Below are 16,758 nucleotides of genomic sequence, written 5' to 3'. Positions count from 1 at the left end.
GGTAAGCCTGATGTTCTCGTCCTTCGCATTGTCTGGGCGATCACTCGCGCGCATCGAGATGCGTTATCGAATGCGCGAGTCGAACCCGCGCCGGTTGACATCATCCTTGCGTGCCGGCCATATCCGACGCGGCGACCTCGTCATTCATTTGGGAACGTGTTCCGCGCATGAGTTCAGCATGCAGTCGTACCGTCAGCGCAACCAGATCGAGCACCGGCAACGTTTGCATCGACCCAGTCGCCGTGCACATGCAACGCGAGGCCGACCGAAACGGGGCTGGTGCACCTGTCGCAGAGTTGCGAGACCTACTCACTTAAAGTGAGGGTAGAATGAAAGCATGTAGTCCAACGCGGTATTTGAATCCCTCGAATTAGATCTAGCTTGTGAGTGTGCCAGATGGAACGGCTTGCCGTGCAACTGCGGGAGGTAGTCGTGGCAACCGACGAATTCAGGCGGGTCATGGCGACCGCACTCGGAGTGGGAGGATCGGAGGCATCTGCCCTCGGGGAGCTGCTCCACCGGGGCCCGCTGCCCCCGTCATCCCTGGCGAAGCGCCTCGGACTAGCCTCGCCCACCGTCACCTCACTACTCGATCGGCTCGAGAGGGCTGGACTAGTGTCCCGACAGCGCCATCCCACCGACCGCCGTAGCGTTCTGGTGGAACTCACCGCGCCGGGGCGCGCCGCCATGGACGCGATGTTTACCCTGTTCACCGCAGATATTGACGCCGCAGTCCAGTTCGCGAACCCCGACGATGTCACCGAATTCACCGCCGTCTTGAAACGCATCGCCTCGAGGCTGCGGGACCGCGCGACCCACCCGGAGACCATCGCTGCCGCGCTGGCGCGCCAGTCGCACGACAACCGGCCCAGCTGAAGGCCGACACCCGACCGAGGCGCCCAGGACAACCAACGACAAGCGCCGTGCCAGATCCCAGGCCGTAGCGGGCGACCAGGTCCTGCACCCGCTCGTCGCTGCGGTTGCAGGCGGCGATGAAGCAGCGGATGTCATTGAGCACCAACTCGGGCACCCGGATGTTGGCCTCAATGATCCGCCAGATGTCGTCGACCAGCATCGGCGCTGGTCGACCAGCTTGACACCGGGCAGCCGCATGGCCCGCCCGTTGGCCTCGGTAGCCATCGGGCCATGCTGCCTGGCGCGCAGCCACCGAAGTCGTTGCCGTGCGCCTCCGACCAGCACCAGGCGATCAGTTCCGGCTCATCATCCGGACCGGCCGGGCCGCTGGCGAAGATCGGCCGGACCACCCCGACGTCCACCGCGTGCGCGTTGCCGGTGGTGAACGGGTCGTTGCAGATGACCATGTCGCCGGGGCGGCTCTGCTCCCGGGGGACCCGAAGCCAGAATGTGCTTGACCGCCTGGCGCGCAGTGCCACGGTAGATCGCGATGTAGCCGACGTGGCAGATGATGTCACCGTGGGCGTCGCCGTTGACCGGATAGGTCTGCGCGATGATCCACGGTGCGGCGCATGTACATGATCTAGGGGCAGAGTCAGCCGATCCAGTGCTAGCCCACAATCTGGCCACCTACATCACGCAGATGGCCGGCGCCTAACCTTCACCGGCGCTCCGCAGGTACTGGCGGAGCAATGCGATGGCGCTGCGTGCTTCGGCGACCCGGACTTCGGGCACACCTTGCTGCTCCAGTTGGGCGGCGTAGGAGTCCTCGTCATCCGCAGACCCGTTGGCCTGCTGATCGCATCGCCAGCGCAGGAACTGTTCCACGTTGGCAGGGCTGTACTCCCGTTGCTCGTGTGGCGCGTTTTGGCGAGCCAACCAGACGATGAATCCTGCCGCCGTCGCACCGATCGCGGCCGAGTCGTCAGAGTTGATCATCATTTATCTTTGTCGCTTTCCGGCCGGGAAGCGAGGCAAGTCGGACTAGCTTTTCACAGCGTCGGTGTTCGTTACCGTTGACGGCCATGTAGCCGGATCCAGCCGCCAGGGCATGCAGGTGCTTGACAGATGTCCTATGTCCGGCCCGTGCGGCGTTGACGCACCCTCGATCGTTGGCCGGGCACTCGAGTAACTGGTCCACCGAGGCTAGCTGGGCGCCTCGGTGCTGAGCCGCGCGGGCGCACCCGACCTCCAGGATGTCGGTACGGCCCCGCCGGCCGCGACAAACGACATCGCCGAATGAGCACGCCCCGAGCCGAGGACCTAGCCCGACCTGCCCACCAGCATCACGCAACACCGCTCTGGTGACGGTTGCAGGGTGGCCTGCACGTCGGGATGCCCGAGTTCGTCGAGCAGCGCGGTGATGAGGCGCAGGTTCATCCCGCAGACGAGGTCACTGTGTTCGCGCGCCAATGCCTCGAAGGGGCAGTTCGCTAGCGCCACGGCGTCGCCCTGAACGCGTGGCTCGTAACCATGCGCGGCGAGCACCGTGGCGACCTCATCCAGCGGCGACGCCGCACCTTCGCCACCCCCTAGATCCTCGGCGGCACCAAGGCGGTGCCCGACCGCCGCCGCGGCCCGCTGCACCGCGTCCCACACCGGCGCGTTGTCGCGGGCCGCCTCTTCGACGGCGCCGGCCAGGATCTGGCCGGCCAGGTCGTAGCGCCGCGGGGGCAGCGTGACCGCGACCTGGCGGGCGGAGCGCCGGTACAGCTTCGTTGGGCGACCCGCACCCGGACCGCGCCGACCAGACAGCCGCCGGAACTCGGTGTCAAGCAGCCCGTCGGCGACCAGCTTGTCCAGGTGGAACTTCGCGGTGTGCCGAGGCAGTCCGACGCCCGCGGCGGCCTGGTCTCGGCTCACCGGCTCCGGCTGTGCGACCACGTACAGATACAGCGCGCGGCGGGCCGGCTCGGCGAGCGCGCTGATCCCGCTGACCTGCGCGACGAAGTCATCCAACGGATCCACCTCCTTCTAAAGGACACATGTGTTGACGTAACACTCTGAGCGTTCTAACGTTCACGATATCGTCCTATAGAGCCGGAGGCCACCATGACCATCCACCGCGAGACGCCCGCCCCAGCCGCCGATGCCGGGTCCGAACGGGCCGCTCACCACGCCTTCCTGCTGCTGCGCACGGTGTTCACAGTGGCGTCGGTGGTGTTCGGGCTGGACAAGTTCTTCGGGCTGCTCACCGACTGGGACCACTACCTGGCTCCGCAGATCAACGGCCTGATTCCCGGTACCGCGCACCAGGCGATGCTGGCCGTAGGCGTGGTCGAGATCCTGGCTGGGGTGCTCGTCGCGGTGCTGCCGCGCATCGGTGGCTATGTGGTCGCCGCGTGGCTGGCCGGGATCATCGTCAACTTGCTGCTCATCGGCGATTACTTCGACATTGCGCTGCGCGATTTCGGGCTGCTTGTGGGCGCGCTGGCCCTCGCAAGACTCGCCCCCGCGGTCAGCCTGCGTCGCCGCTCTGGGCGGACATCATGACCGAGGCTGCACTGGTCGGGTTCCGGACGCCACTGCGCGTGGTGGCCCCGTCCGAGGGCATCGATCTCGTCGAGGCGGAGCGCGCCGCGGCCGCGTTCCTAGCGGCGCTCGGGGTGTCCACGGAGTCCGGCGCGACGGCCGCGACGCCCGCACGGATGGCCCGCGCCTACGCCGAGATGCTCACCCCACGCTCGTTCGACCTCACCACCTTCGCCAACGAGGAGGAATACGACGAGTTGGTGCTCGCCCGCGCCATCCCGGTACAGTCGATCTGCGAGCACCACATGCTGCCGTTCCTGGGCACCGCCCATGTCGGATACCTGCCGGGGCAGCGGATCATTGGGCTGTCCAAGCTCGCACGAGTGGTCGAGCTGTTCGCCCGTCGCCCCCAGGTGCAGGAGCGGCTGACCAAGCAGATCGCCGACTGGCTGCAGGCCCAGCTGCACCCGCGCGGTGTCGGGGTGGTCATCGAGGCCGAGCACATGTGCATGACCGTGCGTGGTGTCCGCGCGGGCGGCGCCAGCACCATCACCTCGACATTGCTGGGGACGCTGCGCGAGGACCTGCGGTCACGCGCGGCGTTCTTCGCCCTCGCCAAATCCATCCCGTCGAGAGGATCAAGACCACGATCGTGGTGAGCGGCACCGCGAGGGCGACGGCGGCAAGCGGGCGGCCATCCGTCCCCACAGCGGACCCAGCGCGATGGAACTTCAGTCGGTGGCGCGCGCAGTGAGTGAGCAGGAACCCGGACGCGAGGAAGAAGACGTCCACACGTGGTGCACGATGACCAGGGTCCCCGCGAGCGCCCGACGGCCCTTCAGCTCGGGCCGGTACAGCGCGGCGCGCTCGGCATGGGCGGATGGTCGGGCGAGGGTCGTCATCGGCGTCACACGACCGCGCCGCGGTCCATGCGCGCCCGGTCCGGGCGACGGGTCGGAGTCGACGGACACCGGTTCTCCAGCTCGATCGTCAGCGGTGCCGCGACAGAGATCGTCGAAGCGGTACCGGCCACGATGCCGATGAGCAGCGCCAGGGCGAAGTCGGCGAGACTGTCACCGCCCAGGAACAGCAGCGCCGCCAGGATCACCATCGTCGACAGGCCCGTGTTGATCGTCCGCGGCAGGGTCGACAGCACCGCCCGGCCGACGACCCGGTAAAACGGTGGGCGCCGGGAACCCGCCGGCCGCCCGGACCACACCTCCCGGACCCGGTCGAACACCACTACCGAGTCGTTGACCGAGTATCCGATGACGGTCAGCAGCGCGGCCAGGAACACCCCGTCCAGTGGTCTGCCGAGCCAGGCAAAGGACCCGACGACGACAGCCACGTTCGCGACCAGCGCGGCAACCGCACCGGCGCTGAACGTCCACCGGAACCGCACGGCCAGGTAGATCAGCTGCGCGGCCAGCGCCACCCCGAGCGCGATCAGCGCGCCGCGGCGCAGCTCCTCCCCCAGGCTCGGCCCGATGAGCTCGTCACGCAGCACCTGCGCACCACCCGCGGAGGTTGCGATCGCCTCGCGGATCAGGGCCGCTTCCGTATCGGTCACGGCACCCGCCCGGACCGAAATACCACCGTCGCCGGAGCTCTGTACCACCGCCCGCGGGAACCCGGCGTCCGCCACGGCCTGCCGTGCGGCCTCCGGATCCAGCGGCCGCGCGGTGACGTACTCGATCAGCCGGCCACCAGTGAACTCGACCCCGAGCTCCAGCCCGCGCACCAGAACACCGGCACCTGCGACCAGCACGACCATGGCAGAAGCCGCCAGCCAACGACGACGCCGGCGCAGCAGCTCCGGATTCGCGCTCTCCAACCTGCGGCGCACCGGCCCGACCGAGGCGATCCCCGACACCTGCGGGCGCCGCCGCACCGGGCCACGGCGCACGACCCACTCCGTGATCACCCGTGACAGCACCAGGGCGGAGAACAGTGACACAACCACACCGATGATGAGCGTGACCCCAAAACCGCGCACCGGACCCGACGCCAGCCCGAACAGCAACGCCGCCGCGAGCAGCGTCGTCACCGCCGAGTCGCCGATCGCGGGCAGCGCAGCGCGGAAGCCCTTGTCCGTGGCCCGCTGCAGCCGTCCCGGGTGACGGCCGTACTCCTCCCGGGCGCGCTCGGCGACCAGCACGTTCGCGTCGACGGCCATACCGATGGCGAGCACGAAACCGGCCAGGCCCGGCAGCGTCAGGGTCGCGCCGAGTCCAGTGAGCGCGGCGTAGGACACCAGCGCGTACCCGCCGAGCCCCAGGACGGCGGCCAGACCGACTAAGCGATACACGGCCAGCAGGAACACCCCGGTCAATGCCACCCCGATCGCGGCGGCCTGGGCGCTGGCGGCGATCGCCTCCTTGCCCAACGTCGGCCCGACGGTGCGCTGCTCGATGATCTCCACCGGCACCGGCAGGGCACCGCCCTCGATCAGCACCGCGAGCTCACGTGCCTGTTCCCGGCTGAACTGGCCACTGATCTCGGTGGATCCGCCCACGATGCCGACCCCGCAGCCGATCGACGGATCGAGCTGCGGGGAGGAGATCACTCGGTCGTCGAGCACGATCGCGATGCGCCGCGCCGGCTCGCCGGCCGCCGCGCACGCGGCCCGAGCGGTGAGCTGACGCCACGAGTCAGCCCCGGCGAAAGTCACCGCCACAACAGAACCGATTCCGCCCTGGGCAGGCTGGGCTCGTGCGCCTGAGACATCCTCACCGGCGATGGCCACTGGCCCCAGGCGGAGCGGCACACCACTCTCGTCGGGCACGGATCGCCCACCAGCACTCGTCGGGTCACCCGACGGATAGCCGACACCGATGACGGGGTGGATCGCGAGCTGCGCGGTCCGGCCCAGGACCTCAGCGGCCTCCACGGGGTCCTGAAGACCGGGCAGCTCGACGATGATCCTCTGCTGCCCCGAGCGAGCCAGCGTCGGCTCGGCCACGCCAAGTGCGTCAACCCGCTCGCGCAGCACCTCCAAGACGCGGCCTGTGGCAGCGGCATCCGCGGTGACGGTCGGGGTGCTCAGGGTCTGCAACACAATCTGCGTACCGCCGCGCAGATCCAGACCGAGCCGGGGTGGCTGGGTCAGGACGACCCAACCGGACAGCACAAGCAAGGCAAGCGCCAGCACAGCGCGCACCACGGGAGCGCGTGTCACGAAAGGTCCTCAACGAGAAGCGGGCCGCCGTCGTGCGGGCGGGACGGGTCGAACCCGTCGCTGGACTGATCAGCCGCGGTGGATTCGCGGCGGACCGCATCGGGCTCCGCGCGAGTGTCACCAGGGCCCACCACAGCGTCCACCGACTCGCGCCGGCCCTGAGTTCCGACGGGTCGACATCTGGCTGGTGGCGCCCCACCGGTCGTGATCACCGCGCTGCGGGCGGACGCCGTAGTCATGGTCTCTCCTCCCGTGTCTGAGTCGGTGAGCCGTATCAGCCGGCTGGACATTCAGTTGGTCCATCGCTTAGGACGTGCAGGGCCGGCTATCCACACACTCTTACCGCGGTGCGATATAGACCTGGGAGGCCGGCGCGCTACCGATGCCATTGCCCCGCTGCGGACTCGAGCAAGGTGGGAAATTGGGCCCCGCCCAAGTGGGACGTCGACGGCCGACGATTGTCGAAGCGCTTGGCGCTCACCCACGGCGATCGAGAGCAAGAGTTGCACCTCGGCTCGTCGTAGCGCGTCGGCTGCAGGTGGCGCTTGAGATCGCGCGGCAGTGCTGCACCAGGCGTCACGAATGGCTGGACGACAGTCTTGCGCGCTACCTGCCGAGCCCGCAGCGGCACTACGAACCAGAGCATCGAGAAGCTGAGCAACAGCAGCCCCGCCGCGACCACCGCCGCAGCCCGACCCACCGAAACATCGACGACCAGCAGAATCCCTGCCGTCATCGTCACCGCTAGCCCAGCCAGGCCGGACACAAGGAGTCGATGCCCGAGCCGTACTAGTTCACGTTTGCGACCGTACTGGAACATCAGCCGGTGCGCCGCCGCAGGCGCGACCAGCAGCATCGTCGTCACCGCCGACGCCAGCAACGTGAATAGGTACACCGCCCGCTGAAACGCGTCGATGCCAGCGAACCGGTCGGTAAAGGACAAGGCCAGCAAGAACCCGAACAGAATCTGTCCACCGGTCTGCGCTACCCGCAACTCCTGGAGCAACTCAGCGAAATTTCGGTCCGCTCGCTGCAACGGAGCCTCATCCCGCTGCTGAGTGTTCCAACCATCGTCGCACCGCACGGCCCATTCGATGGCCCGTTCCGGATCTTCCATTTGTATTCACTCCATCGGATCACATTCTTAACGCGCGGCGCTCCCGCGCTGGAGATTTACACTCGCCACGTATCTCCAGGCAAGGCGAATTTGTCATGTCTCTCGAGCCAAATTGAATCGGTCGGGCGCGATTGATGACGACAGTCCGGCGCCCAATGCCCCGCACGCGCGACATGTCGCTGAGGCGTGAGGCACTGTGCCGACCGGGCCCCCTACCGCAGCCGCTGCTGAGTGCGCCCCATGCGGACACACCGGCTAGTCCGGTCCCGGCCATAACTTTGCTTGCTCGGCTGTTTCGGTATTCATTGGCCAAATCGGGTTACGACACAGTCGCGTAGATAGGCGGCGTCCATTTTGCAGGCCGGCGACATAAGTCGCGTCTGTGTGCCACCGTCTTTAGTTCGAGTTTCTGGTTGCTCGCCTGGACGTTGGCCGTGCGAGGCGCCATTTCCGGGTTCTCCGCGATGGGGACCGTGTAACGCGACACACGCACGCTGAGTCACCTCCAGGTCAAGCCGATACCTCCAGGGCACACCAATCTCCTCAATGCCTCTCCGAGGCAATGCGCGACCCGCGAGTTGTGCGCCCCTGCCTCGGCACAAATAGGCCCGCGCGGCCCGCAGCCAACCCACACGCCACGCCCGGGACCTCCGTCAACGATGCCCCAACCCGAGCGACCCGGCAGGGGTTGACACCAGCCAACAAGAACGCGCTAGCTTGCCGAAGGTCAGCAGCGAGCCCTGTCGAGGCGCACGTCTGCGGAACACGGACACCGCTGAGTTGACTCTGAGGGCCACCCGCGACCTCCACCTGTTGTCGCCCGTATTAGCAGGTAGAAGACCTCGCGGGCGAGGTAGCGTTCAAGCACCCGTGAGCACAGGAAGGGACAAGGCCAAGCCTACCGACTGTCGGCACGTTCGCCGAGTCGAACTAACGGTGCGCTCCGCTGAAGTCACTGCCCCGGCCGTGGCAGGACGGCCTGCGGCGCATCGAGCGCGCGGAATGATCGCATGAAGGATGGCCGGAGACCGCCTGTGAACGCGCGTCCGGGTCGGCTGGTGGTGGCGTAGACTGACGTTGTCTTGGCTCGAGAGCATTTCTTCGATATGCCGCGCCAAGAGTTCCAAGTCCCCGTCGGCCGTGCCGACGGAGTCAGGTCGGCAATATGACGACCAAGCTAAATGACCGATTCCCGGAGTCCGAGCAACTCGGCGGCGATACCATGGTGCGGGCGTGTGAGGCATGCGGGCACGACAGCTCATCGCACGACGCGACCGCGACACGGTTCTGCCGGGCAAGCCATGATCGCAAACTGGACCGAGGCTGCATCTGCCGCGTCGCTGAGCCCACCAGAAGGTCCGGAGCACCGATGTACGGGCTGGGCAGATTCAGCAACAACTGAGCAGGAATGAACCAAAACCTGGAAATCTCGGCAAGCCCCAGGTGTCAGGTCAGCGGGCTGTCCATCTCCTGGTTCCTCCGTGCGTAGTGTTGTGCGGACGGGCCGAACCCGAGGAAAGGCACTCCGGCTGCGGCTGGGGGAAGACTCGGCCGTCTGCCAGAAGCGGGTTCTCCACGGTGTCGAAGTCTTGGCGCAGAAAGAACACCTGTGCCCTTCCGCAGCCATTGCCCGTAGGCGGTCGTGGTCTAGGTTTGGAGACGGGACAGAAACGGCATCTGTTCGTTGTGCCCGACCACCTTGTATGTGCTGGCCTCCTCGTCGCGCTGCGTCTTGAAATGTCGAGGTCGCTGGCGACTGATCAGGGCTGAGTATCTCTGCGGTCTCGGTACGCCGCGGGTGGAACATTCGTTTCGCGTGGCTGGAGGTGAAGCCCATGAACAGCATCGCGCCCGGGTGGGATCTCGTCCGTGCCCGGGATGCCCAGTTGCTGCCCGATCAGTTTCGGCATGCTGCGACCGGCGAAACCGCAGCGGATCGAGGTGATCGTCACCAGGCCGCTGATGTGGGCGTTCTCGGCGCGAATCCCATTGAGCACCCGCCGGCCCGGTTGAAAGAGCACCTGGATAACATCGAGTCTCGCGCTCGCCACATCCATCCCGTCGACACCGCCCGGTTCCCGTCATGGCTGACCCTCTTGCCGAGCTGACCGCAGCCCGGGTGGCGATCTGGCTCGACGACCTCGGCCGCACGTCCGGACCGAAGGCAACCCCGTCCGCCTGATCCAGCACACCGACGTCGTTGAGCGTCACGACCAACCCCGACGATCTTCCAGTAGCCATCATTGACAACGATCGCCACGATCGCCAGAACCACGATCCCGCCGACCGAGGCGTCGCGGGCGTGGACGAGGCCCGCCGTCGGCCCACGACCCGCTAGCCGCGCCTTTCTATCGCAATGCGATAAAATGGCTCTTATGACCGGACCAAACGGCGCTCGTGATGTCATATCTCCCATGGCGAAGGACGAGGACGACGCTGCACCGGCGCCGTTGACGAAGCAGGATTTCGAGGCACTGGCCCAATTCCGATTTGGTATTCGTCGCTACCTGCGCTTCAGCGAGGAGACCGTGCGCGAGGCCGGGTTGACCCCTCAGCAGTACCAGTTGCTGCTAGCGCTCAAGGGATTCCCCGGCCGGGAGTGGGCGACCATTCGAGAGCTCGCCGACCGGCTGCAGTTGCGCCATCACAGCGTCGTTGAACTCATCAACCGGGCACAGGGCCAAGACCTGGTCGAGCGGGGCACACACCCCGACGATGGCCGAGCGGTTCGAGTGTTCCTAACCCCGCAGGGACAGGACGTGCTGGCCCGCCTGGGCGCGCTGCACCGGGAACAGCTAGGACAGATGCATGCCGTCCTGACCCTTCCGACCTGGAGCGATGGTCCCCCGGAGGGACACGTGTCGTGACCCGTGGCCGAGGCATTGCTGGCCTCACCACGACCGTAGGGCCGCGGCATACTCATCCCGCACGAAGCGCTGCCGCTATCGCGGGTCCCAGGTTGTCGCTGTGCTGAAGTGCCGGAATAGGTGCCACAGCGCGGTATCGGCGTCTGCGTGCTCGCGATTACCTCGGTGCCGGGCGCGACTTACAGCGAGCAACCGGGCCACAACGTGTCCCGGTCGGTCACCTCGCGCGACGCGACTGAGGTGAACTCGGCCATGAAGGAGCGAGGGGTCGGAGTCCTTGGATGATGCTCCTGCCGACGTGGTGCGCATGAATCGATCTGGCTCGCGCGGAACGTGGAACCGCGCCTCGGCGGACCGGTCTGCGCCGCCGCCGAGGGGTGTACCCGGTCGATGGCCCTTTGCCGGCCTGCGGCAACCTCAGGCGGTCGCAAGTGGCTGCGCATACCCGCTGCCGCCGGTGGCCGGATGAGGCATCGTTGGTTGTGCCCGGCCATCGGGGACCAGGCAACGAGCCCTGGAGGCGATGATGAGGACTTCTCCCGACGACTAGTCCGCCGCGGCTGTCGTGTTGGGGCGGTCAGCCGTTGGTGGACGCTACGCCCGCCGTGACCGTCCCGCTGTGCCCGTCGCCCCTGGTCCGCATCCGGCCCCCGCGCGGGCGTGGTCACCGCCACAACGGGTGGCGGCGCGGCCTCGGGAGGCACCACGCTCCTGGGGCGCCGGCCCGTGTGTACTCGGTAGGGAGAACAGCGGCACAAGCCCTGGCCAACGGTGCTACACACGACCACTTTATATCGTGTTACGATACTAAGGTTCGGATGGGGCGGCGTTCAGACCGCGTCGAACGGACACACACCCAAGGAGGTGTGCCATGCTCAGCGACCGCGACCGCGTGACGCTGGAGGAGATCCAACAGCGACTCGTGACTGAGGATCCCCAGTTCATCGAGGCCTTCGACCGCAACGCGCGCGGCCTGACCGCGCGCACGCTGGATGCCCGTAAGACCACCCTGACCGTCATGATCGTGATCGCGTTGCTGCTCACCGTGCTCATCATCGTCGTTCAGGCGGCCGGTCCAGCACTGTTGTTCACCTTAGCGGCCTGCTGCCTGATCTGGCTTCGCCGCGCGCACCGGGCACCACGGCCCTTAACTGGGTGTACGCGGGGTCCGGGCCGCGCGGAACTACGGCCTACCGCCTCGGCGCATCCTTCGCCACCGAGCAGTCCCTCGTCCGCAATGAAACTCCGCGCGGTATCCGCGGCACCCCAGCATCTGCGCGGCCTCATCCCGACTCACGGGCATCGGCTGCGCGGCGACACAGTACAACGCGCGCCGCGCCGGCTCGGCCAGCGCGCTGACGCCACCGACCAGCGACACGAAGTCATCCACCGGCCCACCCGCTTCTAGGCGACACGATCAATCGGAGGAAGCATGACCACCCACCACGACGTTCCCGCCGCACCCGCCGATGCCACGCCCCGCCCAGCCGCCCATCAAGCCTTCCTGCTGCTGCGCACCGTGTTCACCGTGGCGCCGATCCTGTTCGGGTTGGACAAATTCTTCGAACTGCTCACCGACTGGGACCACTACCTGGCACCGCAGATCAACGATCTGATCCCGGGCACCGCCCACCAGACGATGCTCGCCGTCGGCGTCGTGGAGATCCTCGCCGGCCTGCTCGTCGCGGTGCTACCGCGCATCGGTGGCTACGTCGTCGCCGCCTGGCTGGCTGGCATCATCGTCAACCTGCTGCTCATCGGCGGCCACTACGACATTGCGCTGCGCGATTTCGGGCTGCTCGTGGGCGCGCTGGCCCTCGCAAGGCTCGCCACCGCGTTCGATCACCACGGCCGCCGGACGGGCAAGCCATGACCTCGACAACCCCACGCGCGCCCTCATCACCTCCGCCTCGGCGCCACCGGCCGGTGGTAATGGCTGACCCGCTCGCCGAGCTGACCGCGGCCGGGGTGGCGATCTGGCTCGATGACCTCAGCCGTGCCCGGCTGAGCACTGGCACCCTCGCAAGCCTCGTCCACGACTCCCACGTCGTGGGCGTCACGACGAACCCCACGATCTTCCAGAAGGCGATCAACGGCAGCGACCACTACAACCGCCAGATCCGCGACCTGGCGGCACGGGGGGCAGACGTTGAGGACGCCCTGCGCAAGCTCACCACCTTCGACGTGCGCTGGGCCTGCGACGTGCTACGCCCGACCTATCACGCCAGCAACGGCATCCATGGGGAGGTGTCCATCGAGGTCGATCCTCGCCTCGCGCACGACACCGAGAAGACGATTGCGCAGGCCCGGCAACTGCGGTCGCTCGTCGATCGGCCCAACCTGTTCATCAAGATTCCGGCCACGACCGCCGGGTTGGCGGCGATCACGCGGTGCCTGAGCGAGGGCATCAGCGTCAACGTGACGCTGATCTTCTCTCGGCGACGCTACGGCGAGGTGATGAACGCCTACCTCGAGGGCATGGAGGCCGCCCGCGCGGCCGGGCATGACCTGACCCGGCTCGCCTCGGTCGCGTCGTTCTTCATCAGCCGTGTCGACACCGAGATCGACCAGCGTCTCGACGTGATCGGCTCGACCGAGGCGAGGGCGATCCGAGGCAGCGCCGCGATCGCCAACGCCCGGCTGGCGTTCCAGATGTACGAGCAGGTCTTCAGCACCGGCCGTTGGCACACGCTCGCCCAGGACGGGGCGCGGCCGCAGCGGCCGCTGTGGGCCTCCACCGGGGTGAAAGACCCGACCTATTCCGACACCCGCTACGTCACCGATCTGATCACCGCGGGCGTGGTCAACACGATGCCCGAGGCAACACTGGCCGCGGTGGCCGAGCACGGCGTCGTCCTCGGTGACACCATCCGCCGCAGCTACCGCGACGCGGCCGAGGTAATGGCAAAGCTCGCCGACATCGGCATCGACTACGACGACGTCGTCGACAAGCTCGAACGAGACGGCCTAACGACCTTCCAAGCGTCCTGGGCCGCACTCACCCAAACCCTTGACCGCAAGCTCGCGGCCGCGCGGAAGCGGCCCGAGCGGAAGCGGCGGAGCGGAATGAGGACGATCCCATGAGTGACCCATCCACGTTCACCACAGTTGGTGCGGGGTTGGCCGGTGCGAAGGCCGCCGAGGCGCTACGCGCCGAGGGCTTCGAGGGCCGCGTTGACGTTGACTACCGCATGCTGGTGATCGGCTACCTGTCCACAGTTTCCAGCCGCGTTGACCAACGCGGCTTCCTCGTGCACGCGCTCCACGCGCAGGAGCCGAACTCGCCGACGCTGTGGGGCAGCATCACCCTCCAGGCAGTGGACAGGTCGGGCTGGGCGCCGGCACGGTTGTGCTGGGAACAGGACAGCGGCTGGTCAGCCATCCTGCTGCCCCTCGGCGGCGACGAGCGCCTTGCCGTGTCGCGTTACCTGCCCGGTCAGGTGGCGCCTGCCCCAGCCACGGTGGCCCATTTCGTCGCCGCGCTGCGCACCGACCCCGACACCATCTGGGCCCGCGCCACGTTTCGCCCACCGCACCGGCTCGACCGCCGGCACCTGGTTCTGCAACTGGCCCGGTTCACCACGCCGGAGCCTTGGTAAGTAAGGCGCTCACGGTCGTCTCGATCCGATCTGGGCCGAGGACGAACACACAGCGCAGCTCCTGATCCACGCTCACCAACGCCACGCTGGCCTCGTCGACGGCCATCCGCGGATCCGAGACCGTATCCAGGTCGGCGGCCGATCATGTTGGCCGCCGCCACCGGTCCCTGGTTGAGCGCGGCCGACCAATGCTCGAGACGCAGGTGAGTGCCCAAGCGCGGATAGTAGGCGTTGGCTACATCCCCGGCGGCGAACACGTCGGGGTCACTGGTGGCCAGGTAGTCATCGACGACGACACCGTTATCGACCGATAAGCCTGCTGCCTGAGCCAACTCGGTGTCCGGAGTGATACCGACCCCCACCACCACTGCGTCCGCCTCAACCAGGCTGCCATCGGCCAGCCGAATCCCGGTGACCCCACGGCCCTTGCCGGTGATCTCTGCCACCTTCACGCTCAGGCGCAGGTCCACTCCGTGGTCACGGTGCAGGGCGGCGTAAATGTCGGCCACCTCCCAGCCCAGCACGCCGAACCGAACAAGATCGGCGTGGCATAGAGCAACAGCATGATCGTGCCGTGCATGGTGAACAACTGGTTGTACTGCTCCGGGGACAGGAACTGCATTCCCAGCCGGGCCAGCTCGGCACGCAACAACATCGCCATCGCACCGCCCGCCATGAAGAACGCGAACGCGGTCACCATGTACAGGATCCCGATGTCTTTCGGATCCGTGGTGTGCAGGAAACGCAGCAGTGCGGCGCCCTTCGCCACCCGCCGCGCTCCAGGCGCGGTCACGATCGGCTGCGGCGCGATCTCAGCCATATTGGCCTCCCGGGGCCACCCAACTCGCCACCCGCGGGGCAGTCAACCCGCCAGTTCATTCGTGATGCGATACATACCTCGGGAAGGATCGAAGCTCCGAGCTCCCGACCAGGCGAACCCGACGTACCCGCCCGTATCTTGCCGACCTTCGGCAGAATCGCCGGGGCCCAGTTAGCCGGCCGCTGTCGATGAAGTGAACACCCGGGTCGGGCAAGCTCAAATGTATACGCGGCTCACCGGGTACAGCCCTGTCCCCATGAACAGCGCCTCGGCCCGCTGGGCTCATACACGCCGGGCCTGGACCTGCCCCTCTCGCGGGTCTGACAGGACCCAGTCGCACCATGCCGGGCCGTTCCCACTGACAAGAGGAGCCAAGCAATGACCGAGATCCACAGGGCGTGGCTGACACCCGACGCGCACCAGCGGCTCAAGGACGAGCTCACCACGCTCATTGCACAGCGTGCGGGGCAGGCGTCGAGTCCGCGGCGGGGGGCGGCTGGGGAAGAACGCTGGGACCGCGTCGAAGCCCTCTCGTTGGAGGAGTTAGGAGCCCGTGACCAGCGAATCAGAAGACTGCAGGAAACCCTCCAGAGCTCCATCGTCGGCAATGAGCCCCCTGATGACGGTGTCGCCGAGCCCGGAATGGTGATCACTATTGAGTATGCGGACTGTCCGGGCACGGAAACCGTACTGCTGGCCGACCGGGAGCAGGGAGCCGTCGGCGACATCGAGATCTGTTCTCCCCGCTCACCACTGGGGAGGTCCCTGCTGGGGGCAAAACAGGGCGAACGCCGGCAGTATCTGCTGCCGGACGGGCAAGTGATGGCGGTGTCATTGGTCCGCGCCGTCCCGTACCGACGCAACCACCAACAGACCAATCACCCGTCGTCCGTGAACTGACAACGAGGCGGCCGGACAGCGCCAGATCGTCCCTTGATCACCCCTGGTGCGGATGGCTCATGATTCATGTTGGTGAGCCCGTCGTTGGTCAAGGCGTTCGCGTTGGGGGACGACGACATACTTCGGGTCTTTGGCAGATGCGACGCCGGCCTCGAACACGCTGAACCGCTGCAGTGCGCTGCCCGCGGCCAACGCGAGCCCGGAGGCCACGGCGACGGTTCGGCTGCGCCGTCCGGCGAGCAGGGTGCCGGCCAGGCCAGCCGCGGTAAGCCGCTCGGACAGGCGGCGCAGCTGGTGAGCATGACCTGTGACATAGACCTCCCGGACCAGGCCGAGCCGGCTCTGCATCACCCGCGATGTGGCGAGTTCAGTCACCGGGCCGTAGATCGCGAACAACCGGGCGGGGGTTGCCTCGTCGACCGGCGCGAACACCATTCCGAGGCCGCCGGACTTGGCCGCCGCGGAGCCGGTGAACACGAACGGGAGCAGTCCACGGGCCTCGTTCCACGCGGGCACAGCGGTGTGCGAGAGCAGCACCGCGGAGTAGGACGCAAGCCCGGGCGCGACCAGGCGCCGAGGACAGCCCAGCCGGACCGACGAGGTGGTGCAGCAGCCGACCGAGCCCGGTCCGGCGCCAGCGGGCCGGGACCAGCTCGGAGATCGCCGTAACCCCGACACCAGGGCCGAAGGCGGTGAGGATCCACGTGCGGCAGCCGGAGACGCAGTAGCCGCAGCCATTGCAGATGTCCTGCTGCACGACGACGGTGCCGAACTCGGTGCGAAACAGCGCGCCGGTGGGACAAACAGCCGATGCAGACCGAGGTGTCGGTGAAGAACCCGACCCGCGGCGGATGCTCGCCGTGGCCGGCGTCGGCGGCGACGTCGTCCAA

18 protein-coding genes and 3 pseudogenes are annotated in these 16,758 nt (G+C 67.3%); 11 read left to right on the top strand and 10 right to left on the bottom strand.

Translation table 11 applies throughout. The features are described 5' to 3' along the window. Window positions 1-396: 396 nt before the first annotated feature. The gene (locus ACTXG6_RS19310) at window positions 397-876 is read left to right on the top strand and encodes a MarR family winged helix-turn-helix transcriptional regulator (protein WP_445189201.1); all 480 of its coding nucleotides are present in this window, start codon (window positions 397-399) and stop codon (window positions 874-876) included. On the opposite strand, the gene ACTXG6_RS19305 is transcribed toward ACTXG6_RS19310, so the two are convergent. The 4 genes from ACTXG6_RS19305 to ACTXG6_RS19290 form a co-directional block, all read right to left on the bottom strand. Continuing rightward, complete coding sequence (locus tag ACTXG6_RS19305; protein ID WP_445189200.1) at window positions 767-1,075, bottom strand: hydantoinase B/oxoprolinase family protein; 309 nt, start codon at window positions 1,073-1,075, stop codon at window positions 767-769. The two genes, ACTXG6_RS19310 and ACTXG6_RS19305, sit on opposite strands and share 110 nt — an antisense overlap. Next, entirely contained in the window at window positions 1,044-1,394 is a 351-nt protein-coding gene (locus ACTXG6_RS19300) for a hydantoinase B/oxoprolinase family protein (protein WP_445189199.1), read from the bottom strand. The genes ACTXG6_RS19305 and ACTXG6_RS19300 overlap by 32 nt, the downstream gene beginning before the upstream one ends. A gap of 175 nt (window positions 1,395-1,569) precedes the next feature. Further along, entirely contained in the window at window positions 1,570-1,854 is a 285-nt protein-coding gene (locus ACTXG6_RS19295; RefSeq protein WP_445189198.1) for a hypothetical protein, read from the bottom strand. A 324-nt stretch (window positions 1,855-2,178) separates the two neighbouring features. Next, window positions 2,179-2,874, bottom strand: a complete 696-nt coding sequence (locus ACTXG6_RS19290) for a helix-turn-helix transcriptional regulator (protein ID WP_445189197.1) — start codon at window positions 2,872-2,874, stop codon at window positions 2,179-2,181. Window positions 2,875-2,967: 93 nt separating this feature from the next. Between ACTXG6_RS19290 and ACTXG6_RS19285 the strand changes: the two genes are divergently transcribed. Together ACTXG6_RS19285 and folE are read left to right on the top strand one after the other, a co-directional pair. After that, entirely contained in the window at window positions 2,968-3,408 is a 441-nt protein-coding gene (locus tag ACTXG6_RS19285; protein ID WP_445189196.1) for a hypothetical protein, read from the top strand. Then, window positions 3,405-4,046: a GTP cyclohydrolase I FolE gene (folE, locus tag ACTXG6_RS19280; RefSeq protein ID WP_445189195.1), complete on the top strand. Its 642-nt coding sequence runs from the start codon at window positions 3,405-3,407 to the stop codon at window positions 4,044-4,046. Before ACTXG6_RS19285 ends, folE begins: the two co-directional genes overlap by 4 nt. Before the next feature lie 248 nt (window positions 4,047-4,294). On the opposite strand, the gene secD is transcribed toward folE, so the two are convergent. After that, a complete protein-coding gene (gene secD / locus ACTXG6_RS19275; protein ID WP_445189194.1) occupies window positions 4,295-6,565 on the bottom strand; it encodes a protein translocase subunit SecD in 2,271 nt (756 codons plus the stop codon). A gap of 376 nt (window positions 6,566-6,941) precedes the next feature. After that, window positions 6,942-7,682 carry a DUF6328 family protein gene (locus tag ACTXG6_RS19270; RefSeq protein ID WP_445189193.1) on the bottom strand — a complete coding sequence of 247 codons (741 nt, stop codon included), beginning with the start codon at window positions 7,680-7,682 and terminating at the stop codon, window positions 6,942-6,944. A gap of 1,165 nt (window positions 7,683-8,847) precedes the next feature. Here ACTXG6_RS19270 and ACTXG6_RS19265 point away from each other — a divergent pair. The 7 genes from ACTXG6_RS19265 (at window position 8,848) to ACTXG6_RS19235 (ending at window position 14,148) form a co-directional block, all read left to right on the top strand. Continuing rightward, window positions 8,848-9,084, top strand: coding sequence for an RGCVC family protein (locus tag ACTXG6_RS19265; RefSeq protein WP_445189192.1), 237 nt, complete (start codon window positions 8,848-8,850; stop codon window positions 9,082-9,084). A 433-nt stretch (window positions 9,085-9,517) separates the two neighbouring features. Further along, window positions 9,518-9,790 (top strand): hypothetical protein, encoded by a 273-nt coding sequence (locus ACTXG6_RS19260; RefSeq protein WP_445189191.1) that lies wholly within the window; start codon window positions 9,518-9,520, stop codon window positions 9,788-9,790. A 306-nt stretch (window positions 9,791-10,096) separates the two neighbouring features. Continuing rightward, a complete protein-coding gene (locus ACTXG6_RS19255) occupies window positions 10,097-10,549 on the top strand; it encodes a MarR family winged helix-turn-helix transcriptional regulator (protein ID WP_445189190.1) in 453 nt (150 codons plus the stop codon). An 871-nt stretch (window positions 10,550-11,420) separates the two neighbouring features. Next, a complete protein-coding gene (locus ACTXG6_RS19250; protein ID WP_445189189.1) occupies window positions 11,421-11,957 on the top strand; it encodes a DUF3040 domain-containing protein in 537 nt (178 codons plus the stop codon). 24 nt (window positions 11,958-11,981) lie between these two features. Continuing rightward, entirely contained in the window at window positions 11,982-12,422 is a 441-nt protein-coding gene (locus ACTXG6_RS19245; RefSeq protein ID WP_445189188.1) for a hypothetical protein, read from the top strand. 59 nt (window positions 12,423-12,481) lie between these two features. Next, window positions 12,482-13,633: a transaldolase gene (gene tal, locus ACTXG6_RS19240; RefSeq protein WP_445189187.1), complete on the top strand. Its 1,152-nt coding sequence runs from the start codon at window positions 12,482-12,484 to the stop codon at window positions 13,631-13,633. Then, the gene (locus ACTXG6_RS19235; RefSeq protein WP_445189186.1) at window positions 13,630-14,148 is read left to right on the top strand and encodes a DUF6292 family protein; all 519 of its coding nucleotides are present in this window, start codon (window positions 13,630-13,632) and stop codon (window positions 14,146-14,148) included. Before tal ends, ACTXG6_RS19235 begins: the two co-directional genes overlap by 4 nt. Window positions 14,149-14,372: 224 nt before the next feature. Here the strand turns inward: ACTXG6_RS19235 and ACTXG6_RS19230 are convergent. Both ACTXG6_RS19230 and ACTXG6_RS19225 read right to left on the bottom strand, forming a co-directional pair. Then, window positions 14,373-14,657 (bottom strand): annotated as a pseudogene (locus ACTXG6_RS19230) (FAD-dependent oxidoreductase); the annotation flags it as partial. Window positions 14,658-14,671: 14 nt separating this feature from the next. Beyond that, window positions 14,672-14,968 (bottom strand): annotated as a pseudogene (locus ACTXG6_RS19225) (cbb3-type cytochrome c oxidase subunit I); the annotation flags it as partial. 378 nt (window positions 14,969-15,346) lie between these two features. Here ACTXG6_RS19225 and ACTXG6_RS19220 point away from each other — a divergent pair. After that, complete coding sequence (locus ACTXG6_RS19220; RefSeq protein WP_445189185.1) at window positions 15,347-15,868, top strand: GreA/GreB family elongation factor; 522 nt, start codon at window positions 15,347-15,349, stop codon at window positions 15,866-15,868. 57 nt (window positions 15,869-15,925) lie between these two features. Here ACTXG6_RS19220 and ACTXG6_RS19215 read toward each other — a convergent pair whose 3' ends face one another. Both ACTXG6_RS19215 and ACTXG6_RS19210 read right to left on the bottom strand, forming a co-directional pair. Continuing rightward, on the bottom strand, window positions 15,926-16,384 hold the full coding sequence (locus ACTXG6_RS19215; protein ID WP_445189184.1) for a hypothetical protein: 459 nt from the start codon (window positions 16,382-16,384) through the stop codon (window positions 15,926-15,928). A gap of 193 nt (window positions 16,385-16,577) precedes the next feature. Continuing rightward, window positions 16,578-16,673, bottom strand: a pseudogene (locus ACTXG6_RS19210) (4Fe-4S dicluster domain-containing protein); the annotation flags it as partial. Between the last annotated feature and the right edge of the window lie 85 nt (window positions 16,674-16,758).

The organism is Pseudonocardia sp. Cha107L01 (assembly GCF_052566575.1).
Note: the sequence above shows the minus strand (reverse complement) of the source record. Positions and strands in the feature narration are given on the sequence as shown.

What these genes read in the sequence shown, in the direction of transcription:
- tal (WP_445189187.1), top strand. Translation starts at nt 12,482, where the DNA reads ATGGCTGACCCGCTCGCCGAGCTGACCGCGGCCGGGGTGGCGATCTGG.
- folE (WP_445189195.1), top strand. Translation starts at nt 3,405, where the DNA reads ATGACCGAGGCTGCACTGGTCGGGTTCCGGACGCCACTGCGCGTGGTG.
- ACTXG6_RS19270 (WP_445189193.1), bottom strand. Translation starts at nt 7,682, where the DNA reads ATGGAAGATCCGGAACGGGCCATCGAATGGGCCGTGCGGTGCGACGAT.
- ACTXG6_RS19245 (WP_445189188.1), top strand. Translation starts at nt 11,982, where the DNA reads ATGACCACCCACCACGACGTTCCCGCCGCACCCGCCGATGCCACGCCC.
- ACTXG6_RS19260 (WP_445189191.1), top strand. Translation starts at nt 9,518, where the DNA reads ATGAACAGCATCGCGCCCGGGTGGGATCTCGTCCGTGCCCGGGATGCC.
- ACTXG6_RS19265 (WP_445189192.1), top strand. Translation starts at nt 8,848, where the DNA reads ATGACGACCAAGCTAAATGACCGATTCCCGGAGTCCGAGCAACTCGGC.
- ACTXG6_RS19310 (WP_445189201.1), top strand. Translation starts at nt 397, where the DNA reads ATGGAACGGCTTGCCGTGCAACTGCGGGAGGTAGTCGTGGCAACCGAC.
- ACTXG6_RS19305 (WP_445189200.1), bottom strand. Translation starts at nt 1,075, where the DNA reads ATGCTGGTCGACGACATCTGGCGGATCATTGAGGCCAACATCCGGGTG.
- ACTXG6_RS19235 (WP_445189186.1), top strand. Translation starts at nt 13,630, where the DNA reads ATGAGTGACCCATCCACGTTCACCACAGTTGGTGCGGGGTTGGCCGGT.
- ACTXG6_RS19255 (WP_445189190.1), top strand. Translation starts at nt 10,097, where the DNA reads ATGGCGAAGGACGAGGACGACGCTGCACCGGCGCCGTTGACGAAGCAG.
- ACTXG6_RS19250 (WP_445189189.1), top strand. Translation starts at nt 11,421, where the DNA reads ATGCTCAGCGACCGCGACCGCGTGACGCTGGAGGAGATCCAACAGCGA.
- ACTXG6_RS19295 (WP_445189198.1), bottom strand. Translation starts at nt 1,854, where the DNA reads ATGATCAACTCTGACGACTCGGCCGCGATCGGTGCGACGGCGGCAGGA.
- ACTXG6_RS19220 (WP_445189185.1), top strand. Translation starts at nt 15,347, where the DNA reads ATGACCGAGATCCACAGGGCGTGGCTGACACCCGACGCGCACCAGCGG.
- ACTXG6_RS19285 (WP_445189196.1), top strand. Translation starts at nt 2,968, where the DNA reads ATGACCATCCACCGCGAGACGCCCGCCCCAGCCGCCGATGCCGGGTCC.